General features: G+C 73.6%; 13 protein-coding genes and 1 other RNA gene. 9 read left to right on the plus strand and 5 right to left on the minus strand.

Translation table 11 applies throughout. From position 1 onward, the window contains the following. Positions 1-60: 60 nt before the first annotated feature. A complete protein-coding gene (locus ACGFRG_RS09345; protein WP_393262818.1) occupies positions 61-999 on the minus strand; it encodes an ABC transporter ATP-binding protein in 939 nt (312 codons plus the stop codon). A gap of 434 nt (positions 1000-1433) precedes the next feature. Between ACGFRG_RS09345 and ACGFRG_RS09350 the strand changes: the two genes are divergently transcribed. From ACGFRG_RS09350 to ACGFRG_RS09360, 3 genes are read left to right on the plus strand one after another with little or no spacing between them, the layout of a single operon-like run. Then, positions 1434-2288, plus strand: coding sequence for a MaoC/PaaZ C-terminal domain-containing protein (locus ACGFRG_RS09350; protein ID WP_361425325.1), 855 nt, complete (start codon positions 1434-1436; stop codon positions 2286-2288). A gap of 27 nt (positions 2289-2315) precedes the next feature. Continuing rightward, positions 2316-3392 (plus strand): Zn-dependent alcohol dehydrogenase, encoded by a 1077-nt coding sequence (locus ACGFRG_RS09355; RefSeq protein ID WP_361425322.1) that lies wholly within the window; start codon positions 2316-2318, stop codon positions 3390-3392. A gap of 23 nt (positions 3393-3415) precedes the next feature. Further along, on the plus strand, positions 3416-4378 hold the full coding sequence (locus ACGFRG_RS09360) for a 3-oxoacyl-ACP reductase (RefSeq protein ID WP_361425319.1): 963 nt from the start codon (positions 3416-3418) through the stop codon (positions 4376-4378). Between the two features lie 164 nt (positions 4379-4542). Here ACGFRG_RS09360 and ACGFRG_RS09365 read toward each other — a convergent pair whose 3' ends face one another. Both ACGFRG_RS09365 and ACGFRG_RS09370 read right to left on the minus strand, forming a co-directional pair. Further along, positions 4543-4695, minus strand: coding sequence for a hypothetical protein (locus ACGFRG_RS09365; RefSeq protein ID WP_361425316.1), 153 nt, complete (start codon positions 4693-4695; stop codon positions 4543-4545). Between the two features lie 81 nt (positions 4696-4776). Further along, positions 4777-5886, minus strand: coding sequence for a hypothetical protein (locus ACGFRG_RS09370; RefSeq protein ID WP_393262822.1), 1110 nt, complete (start codon positions 5884-5886; stop codon positions 4777-4779). 348 nt (positions 5887-6234) lie between these two features. Here ACGFRG_RS09370 and ACGFRG_RS09375 point away from each other — a divergent pair, with 348 nt between their 5' ends. From ACGFRG_RS09375 to ACGFRG_RS09385, 3 genes are read left to right on the plus strand one after another with little or no spacing between them, the layout of a single operon-like run. After that, a complete protein-coding gene (locus tag ACGFRG_RS09375; RefSeq protein ID WP_361425310.1) occupies positions 6235-7071 on the plus strand; it encodes a Nif3-like dinuclear metal center hexameric protein in 837 nt (278 codons plus the stop codon). Continuing rightward, on the plus strand, positions 7068-7811 hold the full coding sequence (locus ACGFRG_RS09380; protein WP_361425458.1) for a C4-type zinc ribbon domain-containing protein: 744 nt from the start codon (positions 7068-7070) through the stop codon (positions 7809-7811). The genes ACGFRG_RS09375 and ACGFRG_RS09380 overlap by 4 nt, the downstream gene beginning before the upstream one ends. Then, on the plus strand, positions 7811-9094 hold the full coding sequence (locus tag ACGFRG_RS09385) for a bifunctional RNase H/acid phosphatase (RefSeq protein WP_393262825.1): 1284 nt from the start codon (positions 7811-7813) through the stop codon (positions 9092-9094). Before ACGFRG_RS09380 ends, ACGFRG_RS09385 begins: the two co-directional genes overlap by 1 nt. A gap of 48 nt (positions 9095-9142) precedes the next feature. Here ACGFRG_RS09385 and eda read toward each other — a convergent pair whose 3' ends face one another. After that, entirely contained in the window at positions 9143-9757 is a 615-nt protein-coding gene (gene eda, locus ACGFRG_RS09390; RefSeq protein WP_393262827.1) for a bifunctional 4-hydroxy-2-oxoglutarate aldolase/2-dehydro-3-deoxy-phosphogluconate aldolase, read from the minus strand. A gap of 73 nt (positions 9758-9830) precedes the next feature. Then, positions 9831-10631: a peroxide stress protein YaaA gene (gene yaaA, locus ACGFRG_RS09395; RefSeq protein WP_361425301.1), complete on the minus strand. Its 801-nt coding sequence runs from the start codon at positions 10629-10631 to the stop codon at positions 9831-9833. A gap of 375 nt (positions 10632-11006) precedes the next feature. Here yaaA and ACGFRG_RS09400 point away from each other — a divergent pair, with 375 nt between their 5' ends. The 3 genes from ACGFRG_RS09400 to ACGFRG_RS09410 all read left to right on the plus strand — a co-directional run bounded on the left by ACGFRG_RS09400 (position 11007) and on the right by ACGFRG_RS09410 (position 13432). After that, the gene (locus tag ACGFRG_RS09400; protein ID WP_393262830.1) at positions 11007-12443 is read left to right on the plus strand and encodes an RNB domain-containing ribonuclease; all 1437 of its coding nucleotides are present in this window, start codon (positions 11007-11009) and stop codon (positions 12441-12443) included. 91 nt (positions 12444-12534) lie between these two features. Then, positions 12535-12934: RNase P RNA component class A (rnpB, locus tag ACGFRG_RS09405), an RNA gene on the plus strand. Between the two features lie 174 nt (positions 12935-13108). Continuing rightward, a complete protein-coding gene (locus ACGFRG_RS09410) occupies positions 13109-13432 on the plus strand; it encodes a nuclear transport factor 2 family protein (RefSeq protein ID WP_361425295.1) in 324 nt (107 codons plus the stop codon). Position 13433 lies beyond the last annotated feature (1 nt).

Consider the following 13433-nt stretch of genomic DNA (forward strand, 5'->3'; position numbering starts at 1 on the left):
TTCAGGCTTTCAGGCTTTCGGGCTTTCGGGTGCTCAGCGGTCGGACGCGGTCAGACGCGGTCAGACGCGGAACAGGAGCGGAGGCAGGCGGCGCAGCGAGTCGGAGTCGAACTCGGAGGTCAGCGAGAGGAACGCGTCCTCCAGGCTCGCCGGGGCCACTTCGAGGTTGCGGATCGCGCCGAGGCGCGCCAGCTCCACGACTGTGGCGTCCGAGTCGTCCGTACGCAGCAGGGCGCGGTCGCCGCGGACCTCCACGCTGACCACGCCGGGCAGCGTCGGCAGATGCGCGCCGGACCCGCCCGCCAGGTCGAAGGAGACCAGGCTGCCGCCCGCCGCCCGCTTGATCCGCTCGCCGGGGCCGTCGGCGACGATCCGGCCCTGGTCGATGACCACGATCCGGTCGGCGTTGTCGTCCGCCTCCTCCAGATAGTGGGTGGAGAACAGCACGGTGTTGCCCCGGGCCGCGTACGCCCGCATCGACTCCCAGAACGCGCGGCGCGCCTCCACGTCGAGCGCGGCGGTCGGCTCGTCCAGGACCAGCAGCGCGGGCGACCCGGCGAGCGCCATCGCGAAGCGGACGCGCTGGGCCTGGCCGCCGGAGAGCCGGTCGACCCGGCGGTCCGCGAACTCGGTGAGCCCCGCCAGCGCCAGCGCCTCGTCGGCGGACATCGGCTCCGGGTAGGTCGAGGCGACGAACGTGACGAGCTCGCGGACGGTGACGCGGGGGATCGGTTGGCCCTCCTGGAGCATCGCGCCCACCAGGCCGGCGCGTACGGCCTCCTCGGGGGTGCGGCCGAAGAGCCGCACCTCGCCCGCGTCCGGCTCGTCGAGCCCCAGCAGCAGGCCGATCGTGGTCGACTTGCCGGCGCCGTTGCGGCCGAGCAGGGCGACGGTCTCGCCTCGGCGGATGTCGAGGTCCATGCCGTCGACTGCCCTGACTGTGCCGAATGCCTTCGCCACGTCGGTGAAGTGCGCCGCGGCGGGTGATGTCTGCGTCATGGTGATGACCGTACGAAGCGGGCCTCCCTGTCGGGCAGATGTTCTTGTACGGGGTTCGGTGGGACAAATGTCCCGGGTCGTTGGTTCGCTGCGGGCCGGTGGGGGCGGGTCCCTTCCGGGGGTGCGGTTTCGGCTGCGGGCCGGTGGGGGCTGGTCGCTCCCCCAAGTTCTCGACTCCGCTCGAACAGGGGGGACCCCCATCGCGGCGGAGCCGCACATGTCACAGCCCCGCGCCCCTAGTGGTGCGGGCATCTGGTATCTGACGGATCGTCAGTAGGGTTCCCAATCATCTGGTGCTGCGTTATACATGGGAGCCATCGAGCCCTAGAACGCGTTCTAGAACCGGCCTCGGGGCCGGTCCCGTACGGCCTCGGTGCGGCCGACGGTGCGGACGGCCGCGCCGAGGTCTTCCCACCTCCAAGGAGCAGCCCGGTATGCCCATCGACGCAGCGCAGGCGCTCGCCGCCGAGCCCCGGTCCACCGAGATCGCCTGGGACCACAAGGACGTCCAGCTCTACCACCTGGGCCTGGGGGCGGGTGTCCCGGCGACCGACCCCGACGAGCTGCGCTACACACTGGAGTCCCGGCTGCACGTGCTGCCCTCCTTCGCCACCGTCGCGGGCGCCGGTATGGGCGTGGTCGGCGGGCTCTCGGCGCCCGGCGTCGACGTCGACCTCGCGGCCGTCCTGCACGGCGGCCAGGGCATCACGCTGCACCGGCCGATCCCGGTACGCGGACGGGCCGTGTCCACCTCCAAGGTGGCCGCCGTGTACGACAAGGGCAAGGCCGCGATCCTGGTGCTGCGCACCGACGTCGCCGACGCGGACGGGCCGCTGTGGACCAGCGACGCCCAGATCTTCGTACGCGGCGAGGGCGGCTTCGGCGGCGACCGGGGCCCCTCCGCACGCGTCGAGCAGCCCGAGCGTGCGCCGGACCGGACCGTCGAGCGGGCCGTTCGCGAGGACCAGGCGCTGCTCTACCGGCTGTCCGGCGACTGGAACCCGCTCCACGCCGACCCCGACTTCGCCAAGCTCGCCGGGTTCGACCGGCCGATCCTGCACGGGCTGTGCACCTACGGCATCGCGCTGAAGGCCGTCGTCGACACGCTGCTCGACGGCGAGGTGGGCCGCGTCCGCTCGTACACCACCCGGTTCACCGGGGTCGTCTTCCCCGGCGAGACCCTGCGCGTACGGATGTGGCAGGGGCCGGGCCGGGTCCAGGTGTCGGTGACGGCCGTCGAGCGGGACGACGCGCCGGTGCTCTCCGACACGGTCGTCGAACACGTCTGAACTGCCTGATCAGAGGGGATCCGCAGCATGCGCGCAGCCGTACTGCACGAGATCGGCCAGGACAAACTCGATGTCCTCGACGACGTCGAGGCGGTGGGCTTCGGCCCGGGCAAGGTCAAGATCCGTATCCGGGCCACCGGCCTGTGCCACTCCGACATCTCGGCGATGAACGGGGTGCTGCCGCAGCCCGCGCCGTTCGTCCCCGGGCACGAGGGCTCGGGCGACATCCTCGACGTCGGCGACGGCGTCACCGGGCTCGCCCCGGGCGACCGCGTCCTGGTCTCCTGGCTGCCCGCGTGCGGCAGCTGCCCGTCCTGCAAGCGCGGCCAGACCCAGCTCTGCCTCGCCTCGCTGATGAACGCGGGCACCCCCAACTTCAAGCGCCCCGGCGGCGACGTGTTCGGCTTCGCGGGCACCGGGACCTTCACCGAGGAGGTCGTGGTCGACGCCGGGTGCGCGGTCCCGATCCCCGAGGACGTCCCGTACGAGATCGCCGCGCTCATCGGGTGCGGGGTGACCACCGGGCTCGGCGCGGCCATCAACACCGCGCGGGTGGCGGCCGGTTCGTCGGTCGCGGTCATCGGCTGCGGCGGGGTCGGCATCTCGGCGATCCAGGGGGCGAAGGTGCAGGGCGCGGCACAGATCGTCGCCGTCGACCCGGTGGCGTCCCGGCGCGAGGCGGCCCTCGCCTTCGGCGCCACCGAGGCTCTTTCGCCCAGCGAACTCGACGACGCCAAGGCGCGGATCACCGGTGGCGAGGGTTTCGACTACGTCTTCGAGGTCGTCGGCAAGTCCGCCACCGCCCGCACCGCCTACGACGCGACCCGGCGCGGCGGCACCCTGTGCGTGGTCGGCGCGGGCGCCATGGACGACTTCTTCCAGCTCAACATGTTCGAGCTGTTCTTCGACGAGAAGCGGATCCTGCCGTCGATGTACGGCGGCGGCGACGTGCTGCGCTCCTACGAGCGGGCCATCGCGCTGTGGCGGGCGGGCCGGATCGACCTGGAGCGCCTGATCACCCACCGGGTCCCGCTCGCCGCGATCAACGACGCGCTCGACCAGATGCGTACGGGCGAGGCCCTGCGCACCTGCATCACCCTGTGAACCCCCGAGAGGAGCCGACCGGCATGGCAGTACCGCCCCTTGACGGCCTGTCCGCGATCGTCACCGGCGCCGGGCGGGGCCTGGGCCGGGCCGAGGCGCTGGAACTCGCCCGGCTCGGCGCGTCCGTGGTCGTCAACGACTTCGGGCAGCCGGGCCGGGACGGCTCCGGCGAGGCGTCGGCCGCCCCCGCCGAGGAGGTCGCCGCCGAGATCCGCGCGGCGGGCGGCCGGGCCGTCGCCCACACGGGAGACGTGGCCGACCACCAACAGGCCCGCGAACTCGTCGAGTTGGCGATCGGCACCTACGGCAAACTGGACATCCTGGTCAACAACGCGGGCATCCTGCGGGACCGGATGATCTTCTCGATGAGCGAGTCCGAGTGGGACTCGGTGATCCACGTCCACCTCAAGGGCCACTTCAACACCACCCACTTCGCGGCCGCGCACTGGCGCGAGCGCTCCAAGGCGGCGGGCGGGCCGGTCTACGGCCGGATCGTCAACACCTCGTCGGAGGCGTTCCTCGCGGGGTCGGCCGGGCAGCCCAACTACGCCGCCGCGAAGGGCGGGATCGTGGGGCTCACCACCTCCACGGCCCTCGCGCTCGCCAAGTACGGGGTCACCGCCAACGCGATCTGCCCCCGGGCCCGCACCCGGATGACCGAGGACGTCTTCGCGGCCATTTCAGCGAATCCAGGCAGCGCGGAGCCGGGGGAGGGGCAGCTGGACCCGCTGGCGCCCGAGCACGTCGCGCCGCTCGTCGGCTATCTGGCGTCCCCGGCGGCCGCCCGGGTCAACGGCCAGCTGATGGTCGTGCACGGCGGCATGGTCGCGATCGTGGAACGCCCCAGGGTGGCGGCCAAGTTCGACACGGCGAAGGAGGCCTTCTCGTACGAGGAACTGGACGAGCTGATCTCCCCGTACTACGCCACCCGCCCCGAGGGCGAGACTTTCGCGGCGGCGGAGGTACTGGGACTGAAACGGGGCTGAGCCAAACGTACCGCTGAGGAGTTGGGGGCGCGGGGCAGTGTCATTGTGCGGCTCCGCCGCGTGGGCGTGACCGTCCCCCAAGCTCTCAACTTCGTTCGAGCAGGGGGGACCCCCATCGCACGGTCCGCAGCCGAACACCGCCCCCCGGCCCCCGTCAGCCTTCGTCAGCCGCGGTCGCTCCCGGCGGCATCCAGCCGCCGGTGGCGGCCATGCGCCTCGGTGGCCGACTCCTCGGTCGCCGCCGCCCCGCCCCGGTGCTTGCCGTGGCCGTCGTCGTCCGTCGTCGCGTCCGCGGACGCGGTCAGTGTCTCGGACATGTGGTGCTGTCACCCCGTTGTAGATCGCCTGTTGCGTTCGCCGTGGATTTTAACCAGCAGACCCCGCTCGTCGATCAAGGGCTACGCGCGGCCTGTCAACGGTGACTGCGCCAGCGGTACGGGCCGGGGGGCCTGCGGCTTCGGCGGTACGGGGGCGGGGCGCGGCAGGTCCGGCGGCGCCGCGACGCGGGTGACCGAGCACGGCGCCGCCTCGGTCGAGCACGGCAGCCGCAGCACCCCGTCCCGGGTCCACAGCCCCGAGCCCGCCAACCACCCCTCGGGTGCGGCCAGTTGGTGCAGCCGCCGCCCGGCCGGGCGCCACACCCCCAGCCAGGTACCGGCCGCCGCGTCGATCCGCAGCGCCACCGCACAGCTCTCCGGCATCAGCACCTGCCCGGGCTGCACGGCGAACGGCGTCACCGCCGCGTCCGGCAGCCGCAGGCACTCCGGGAAGCGCACCGGCAGGGTGGAGCCGAGCACGCCCCAGCCGAGCCGGTGGTGGCCCGGGGCGTCCGAGCGGAGCAGCAGCAGACCGGTGTCCGGGTCGGCGAGCAGCAGCCGGTCCTCGCTCTCCTCGGTGATCTGGAGCAGCGGGGTCACCTCGCCGCCGCGCTCGAGGTCCACCGCGACCGTCTTGGTCCGCCCGTCCAGCTCCCGGTCCAGGGCGAGCAGCCGCCCCGTACGGTCCAGCCAGACGCCGCCCGAGCAGCGGCCCTTCACGACGGCCACCCGCTCCGGGCCGAACGAGCCGCCCGCCACCAGCCACAGCGCGGTGCTGTCCGGGCCTACCGCGAGCGCGTACGCGCAGCTGCCGCCCGGGGACGGCGGCAGCAGCGCGAGGTGCTGCTCGGGCGTGTCGGGGGTGACCGCGCCGAGGGCGAGCTCGCCGGTGCCGGGGCCGGTCGGGTAGAGCAGGGCGAAGGCGTCGCGGTCGGCGACGCGGCGGTGGATGAGGACCCGCCCGTCCGCCATCGGCAGCACCGAGGCGTCGGGCTCCTCCGGCTGGTTGCCGGGCAGCGGCACCGCGTACGGCTCGGGCCCGTCCAGCGTCCACCGCTCCGGGAACCAGCGGTCCCCGGCGCCCTCTCCCCGTACGAGACGGGCCGCGTACGAGCCGTCCGCGGTGATCGTGAACTCCGTGTGCCGGACCGCGCCGTCGCCGGCAGCGGTCTCGATGGCCAAGGCAGTCATGAGATGGCTCACCTCCGGCCCAAGAAGCTAGTTTTCGCACTTCCAGCCGAACAACAGGAGACCACTGGCTTCACACCAAAGGATGGCCGTCGGGCGATTTCGCCGTGAGGCGGGCGGCGGGTGTGCAAGGGGAGGCGGGTACGGGGGCATGCGGGGGCATGCGGTTCCGCGTCCTTCAAGGGGCGCGGGGCTGTGACATTTGCGGCTCCGCCGCGATGGGGGTCCCCCCTGCTCCTTGAGAGCTTGGGGGAGCGACCGGCCACCCACGGTCCGCAGCCGAATATCCCCACGTCCAGCGGAGCGCTTGGCCATGGTGGGACGGGGGCGCGGCGCGGGTAACCTGTCCCCGTGCCCCGTCTGTCTGAAGTCATCGCCGCGCTCGACGCCCTCTGGCCGCCCGAGCGGGCCGAGGGATGGGACGCGGTCGGCACCGTCTGCGGTGACCCCGACACGGAGATCCGGCGCGTGCTGTTCGCCGTCGACCCCGTACAGGAGATCGCGGACGAGGCCGTGAAGCTCGGCGCCGACCTGATCGTCACCCATCACCCGCTCTATCTGCGCGGGACGACGACCGTCGCGGCCGGCCATTTCAAGGGCCGGGTCGTGCACACCCTGATCAAGAACGACATCGCCCTGCACGTCGCCCACACCAACGCCGACACCGCCGACCCGGGCGTCTCCGACGCCCTCGCGGGCGCCCTGGACCTCCGGGTCGTGGGCCCGCTCGTGCCCGACGCCGGCGACCCCTCGGGCCGTCGGGGCCTGGGCCGGATCTGCGAGCTCGACCACCCGATGACGCTTCGAGAGTTCGCCGCGCACGCCGCCGCCCGGCTGCCCGCCACCGCGCAGGGCGTCCGGGTCGCGGGCGACGTCGAGGCCCAGGTCAAGACGGTCGTGGTCAGCGGCGGCTCGGGCGACAGCCTCTTCGACGCCGTACGGGCGTCGGGAGCCGACGCCTTCCTGACGGCCGACCTGCGCCACCACCCGGTGTCGGAGGCGACCCAACACTCCCCGTTGGGCCTGGTCGACGCCGCCCACTGGGCCACCGAGTGGCCCTGGTGCGAGCAGGCCGCCGCCCAGCTCGACGAGATTTCCGACCGCCATGGCTGGGACCTGCGGGTCCACGTCTCGAAGGCGGTCACCGACCCCTGGTCATCCCACCACTCTTCTGGAGCCCCCAACTGAACGCCGCGCCCGCCGATCAGATCCGCCTCCTCGACGTACAGGCCCTCGACGTACGCCTGTCGCAGCTCGCCCACAAGCGGAAGTCGCTGCCCGAGCACGCCGAGATCGAGTCGCTCACCAAGGACCTGACGCAGCTGCGCGACCTGCTGGTCGCCGCGCAGACCGAGGAGAGCGACACCACCCGCGAGCAGACCAAGGCCGAGCAGGACGTCGACCAGGTCCGCCAGCGGGCCGCCCGCGACCAGCAGCGCCTGGACTCGGGCGCGGTCTCGTCCCCCAAGGACCTGGAGTCCCTCCAGCGCGAGATCGCCTCGCTGGCCAAGCGCCAGGGCGACCTGGAGGACGTGGTCCTGGAGGTCATGGAGCGCCGTGAGTCCGCCCAGGAGCGGGTCGCCGAGCTGACCGAGCGGGTCTCCTCCGTCCAGTCGAAGACCGACGACGCGATCACCCGCCGCGACGCCGCGACGCAGCAGATCGACGCCGAGGCCGCCGAGGTGGCCAAGGAGCGCGCGGTCGTCGCCGAGGTGATCCCCGCCGACCTGCTGAAGCTCTACGACAAGCTGCGCGAGAAGCAGGGCGGCGTCGGCGCGGCCCGGCTCTACCAGCGCAAGTGCGAGGGCTGCCGCCTGGAGCTCAACATCACGGAGGTCGCCGAGGTCAGGGCGGCGTCCCCGGACACCGTGCTGCGGTGCGAGAACTGCAGCCGCATCCTGGTCCGTACGTCGGAGTCGGGCCTGTAGTGCGGCAGTTCGTTGTCGAGGCCGACGGCGGCTCCCGGGGCAACCCGGGCCCCGCCGGATACGGCGCGGTGGTCCTCGACCCGGCGACGGGCGAGACGCTGGCCGAGGCGGCGGAGTACATCGGCGTCGCGACCAACAACGTCGCCGAGTACAAGGGCCTGATCGCCGGGCTCAAGGCGGCGAAGGCCCTGGACCCGGACGCGAAGGTGCGGGTCCGGATGGACTCCAAGCTGGTCGTCGAGCAGATGTCGGGCCGCTGGAAGATCAAGCACCCCGATATGAAGCCGCTCGCCGCCGAGGCCGGGCGGATCCTGCCGCCCGGGCAGGTCACGTACGAGTGGATCCCGCGCGAGCGGAACAAGCACGCGGACCGGCTCGCCAACGAGGCGATGGACGCGGGCAAGCGGGGCAGGCAGTGGGAGCCGTCGGCTTCCATGGCGGCCCTGAACGCGGGTTCCGCCGCCGCCCCGGACGCGGGCGCGGCCCGGGTCGTGGGGGACGCGGCGGCGGGTGCGGCGAAGGCGCGGGCGGCGCTGGCGTCGGCCGCTCCGGCCGCTCCGGCCGCTCCGGCCGCTCCGGCCGCTCCGGTCGCCACCGTGCCCGCTCCGGCCCGGAGTTCGGGCGCGGCCCCGGCCGCCGGGTGGAGCGCCCCCGACCTGGGCACGCCCACCACGTTCGTCCTGCTGCGGCACGGTGAGACGGCGCTGACCCCCGAGAAGCGGTTCTCCGGCAGCGGCGGGACCGACCCCGAGCTGTCGGCGGCAGGTCGCCGACAGGCCGAGCAGGTGGCCGCCGCGCTGGCGTCCCGGGGCACGATCCAGGCGATCGTGTCCTCTCCGCTGCGCCGCTGCCGCGAGACGGCGGCGGCGGTCGCCGCGCGCCTCGGCCTGGAGGTACGGGTCGAGGACGGTCTGCGCGAGACGGACTTCGGGGCGTGGGAGGGTCTGACCTTCGCCGAGGTCCGCGAGCGCCATCCCGACGACCTCGACGCCTGGCTCGCCTCACCGAAGGCCGCGCCCACGGGCGACGGCGAGAGCTTCGCGACGGTGGCGCGCCGGGTCTCCTCCGCCCGGGACCGGCTGCTGTCGGCGTACGAGGGCCGTACGGTGCTCCTGGTCACCCATGTCACCCCGGTCAAGACCCTGATCCGGCTCGCCCTTGGCGCTCCGCCGGAGTCGCTGTTCCGGATGGAACTGTCGGCGGCGTCGGTGTCGGCGGTGGCGTATTACGGGGACGGCAACGCGTCGGTGCGGCTGCTGAACGACACGTCGCATCTGCGCTGAGGCCGGCGCTGAGGCCGAGGCGCGGCCTGCGGGATCGGCCCCGAGGGGCTACCGCAGCCGCGCCGCCCGCCGGGCCAGGGTCTCGACCCGTCCCCAGTCCCGCGAGGCGATCGCGTCGGCGGGGAGCATCCACGTACCGCCGACGCACCCCACGTTCGCCAGGGCCAGATAGTCCGGGGCCGAGGCGAGCGAGATGCCGCCGGTGGGGCAGAACCGGGCGCCGGGGAGCGGCCCGGCGAGGGACTTGAGGTAGGCGGTGCCGCCCGCCGCCTCGGCCGGGAAGAACTTCATCTCCGCGACCCCGCGCTCCAGCAGCGCCACCACCTCCGAGGTGGTGGAGACCCCCGGCAGATACGGCACCCCGGACGCCGCCATCGCGTCCAGCAGGCCGTCCGTCCAGCCGGGGCTGACCAGGAAACGGGCCCCGGCGGCCACGGCGTCCGCGACCCCGGCGGCCGAGACGACGGTCCCCGCCCCGACCACGGCCCCCGGCACCTCCGCCGCGATCGCCCGGATCGCGTCCAGCGCGGCGGGCGTGCGCAGGGTGATCTCGATCGCCGGCAGCCCGCCCGCCACCAGTGCCCGCGCGAGCGGTACGGCGTCGGCGGCGTCGTCCAGGACGACCACGGGGACGACGGGGGCCAGGTCCAGGACGGAGGTCATACGGGCATCCTGCCGGGCGGGATCGCACCCTGCAACGACTGTTGCACCCTGTGCAACGGGGTTATTGCGGGGGCTAGTGGATCTGCTCCACAACCACATCCAACGCCCACGCCTTGCCCGCCTTGGCGGGGGCGGCGCACTCCACCACGTAGCCGAATCCGCGCAGGACCTCCACCAGCTCCGCCGGGTCCGCGGGCGCCGCACCGGCCAGCAGCAGGTCCCGTACGAGCCGCCCCTTCGTGGCCTTGTTGAAGTGGCTGACGACGGAGCGCTTCTCGACGCCGTCGACGATCTGGGAGTGCAGTACGCGTACGGTCGCGGTCCGCCCGGCCACCTCGCCCTTGGGCTTCCAGGCGGCGGCGTACGCGGCGGAGCGCAGGTCGAGGACGAGCCCGGTCCCGGCCGCCTCCGTCATCACCGGGTCCATGACACCGCGCCAGTACGTCCCGAGGGCGCCCAGGCCCGGCAGCTTCACGCCCATCGAGCAGCGGTAGGAGGGGATGCGGTCGCCGGTGTGCACGGCTCCCCAGAGCCCGGAGAAGACGAGCAGCGACTTGGCGGCGCGGCGCTTGGCGGCGGGGTCGAGGGTGGCGAGGCCGAGGGCGTCGTAGAGGACGCCGGTGTAGATCTCCCCGGCGGGCCGGGTGGCGGCGGTCCGCAGCCGGGCGTTCTTGGCGACCTCGCCGCGCAGTCCCTCGCTGAGTCCGAGTACGTCCTTGGCCTTGTCCTCGTCGGCGAGGCACAGCTCGACCAGCTCGTCGAGGACGGCGGCGCGGGCGTCGGCCAGGTCCGGCAGCGACAGCCCCTCGGCCTTGAGCGGCGCCCCGCGCCCTCCGTCGGCCTTGCCTTCGGAGGGCGGCAGCAGCACGAGCACGGGTTCTCCTTGGGTGTGTACGGGGGAGGGGGGTGCGGCCCCGCCGCCCAGATTACGGGGTGTGATTCCCCCACCCCGCCCGTCCCCTTAACCCTCCGGGGGTGGGTGGGTATGCGGGGCTCCGCCCCAGTACCCCGTTTTCGTCTGCGGATCGTGCTGGGTTGCTCGCGCCCACGCGGCGGAGCCGCAAATCGACACAGCCCCGCGCCCCTGAAGGAGGGCCCGAAGGGCCCATCTAAGGGGCGCGGGGAACTGCGCGACCAGCCCCCACCGGGCCGCAGACGAACGACCACCGCCGGAGGCTTTCGGGAAGGGGCGGGATGGGGAACATGCCCGCCGCAGGCGGTAAGTCACCGCTCGGCCTACGCTCGGCACATGCCCCGCCGTCATCTCCGTATGACCGGCGCAGCCGACCCGCTGCGGGCCGCGCTGCGCGACATCCGCGAAGGCCTCGGCGTGGACGAGGACTTCCCCCCGGACGTCCTCGCCGAGGCCGACCGCATGGCCAAAACCCCCCGCCTCCCCCTCCGCGACGCCACAGACGTCCCGTTCTTCACGGTCGACCCACCCACCTCGATGGACCTGGACCAGGCCATGCACCTGGCCCGCCGCCCCGACGGCGGCTTCCGCGTGCACTACGCGATCGCGGACGTCGCCGCGTTCGTCATCCCCGGCGGCGCCCTGGACACCGAGGCCCACCGTCGGGTGAACACGCTCTACTTCCCCGACGAGCGCGTCCCGCTGCACCCGCCCGTCCTGTCCGAGGGCGCGGCCAGTCTGCTGCCCGGCGAGACGCGGCCCGCCGTCCTGTGGACCATCGACCTCGACGCCGACGGGCGCCGCGGCGCGACCCACGTCGAACGCGCCCTCGTCCGCAGCCGCGCCAGGCTCGACTACGACGCGGTGCAGCGACGCATCGACGACCGCACCGCCGAGGAGCCGGTCGCGCTGCTCAGGGACGTCGGGCTGGTGCGCGAGCGGCAGGAGGTCGCCCGGGGCGGGATCTCCCTCAACGTCCCCGAGCAGGAGATCGTGGAGCGCGACGGCCAGTACGGCCTGGAGTACCGCGCGCCGCTGCCCGCCGAGGGCTGGAACGCCCAGATCTCCCTGCTCACCGGCATGGCCGCGGCCGACCTGATGCTGACGTACGGCACCGGCATCCTGCGTACGCTCCCGAGCGCCCCCGACGGCGCGGTGGCCCGGCTGCGGCGCTCGGCCCGGGCGCTGGGCGTCGACTGGCCGCACCACGTCCCGTACGCCCAGGTCGTCCGCTCCCTCGACCCGCGCGAACCGCACCACGCGGCCTTCCTCCAGGAGTGCACGGCGCTGCTGCGGGGCGCCGGGTACACGGTGTTCACCGGTGGCCGCGTCCCCGACCCGGCGGTCCACGCGGCCGTCGCCGACGAGTACACCCACTGCACGGCGCCGCTGCGCCGCCTCGTGGACCGCTACGCGAGCGAGATCTGCCTCGCCGCCGTGGCCGCCGCCGACGTCCCCGACTGGGTCCTCGCGGCACTGGACGCCCTGCCGAAGGAGATGGCGGAGGGCGCCCGCAAGGCCAACACGGTCGAGCGGGAATGCGTCGACCTCGTCGAGGCGGCCCTCCTCAAGGACCGCGTGGGCGAGGTCTTCGACGCGACGGTGGTGGACGTGAAGGACGGCGAACCGGCCACCGGCACCGTCCACTTGACCGACCCGGCGGTGGTGGCCCGGGTGGCGGGCACCGCGCCCCTGCCCCTGGGCGAGCGCCTGCGCGTCCGCCTCACCCAGGCCGACCCGGGAACGTCGAAGGTCCGGTTCGCCCCGGCGTGACGGGGCGACCCCCGAGACACGCACCGGCCCCGGACACGACGCGCACGATCGAGCGGTCCCGCCCGGCAGGTAGCATGGTCACCACGGCAGACGAGTCGGCCGGACGGCCGCGTGAGGATCCTCGGATCCTCCCGAGGAACGTCCGGGCTCCACAGGGCAGGGTGGTGGGTAACGCCCACCCGGGGTGACCCGCGGGACAGTGCCACAGAGAACAGACCGCCGGGGACCTCGGTCCCCGGTAAGGGTGAAACGGTGGTGTAAGAGACCACCAGCGCCTGGGGTGACTCAGGCGGCTAGGTAAACCCCACCCGGAGCAAGGTCAAGAGGGAGCACCCAGGTGCTTCTGCGCGGACGTTCGAGGGCTGCCCGCCCGAGTCCGCGGGTAGACCGCACGAGGCCGGCGGCAACGCCGGTCCTAGATGGATGGCCGTCTCCCCGGCCGCCGCGAGGCGACCGGGCGACAGAACCCGGCGTACAGGCCGACTCGTCTGCCACTCCACCACCCCACCCACCGGCGCCGCGCCGTCGTGGCGGGCCATGCCCGGTGGCGGGCCGGGCGGGGATGCGGTGAGCTGAGGGGGTGCCCCTCGCCCCGTGGAGAGGGGCGGATCCCCGTCACGTACGGACCCCCGTCACGAACGGGCCCGCGCCGAAGGAGAGCCCCCATGACCATCGCGCTGGACAAGCTCCACGACCCGGCCGTCCGGGCCTTCGTGAGCGCGCTCAACGCGGGCGACCGCGACGCCTTCGCGGCCGCCCTCAGCCCCGGCGCCACCATGTCCGACGACGGGTCGGACCGGGACGTCGCCGACTGGACCGAGCGGGAGGTCTTCTCCTCGGGCGGCCACATGGACATCGAGTCGCAGACGGCGGACGGCCGCTCGCTGGTCGCCAACTACCGCAACGACACCTGGGGCGAGATGCGGACGGCCTGGCGGTTCGACGTCGACGGCGGCCGGGTCAGCCGCTTCGAGACCGGCCAGGCGTAGC

Source organism: Streptomyces sp. NPDC048696 (genome assembly GCF_043198895.1).
Lineage (GTDB): Bacteria > Actinomycetota > Actinomycetes > Streptomycetales > Streptomycetaceae > Streptomyces.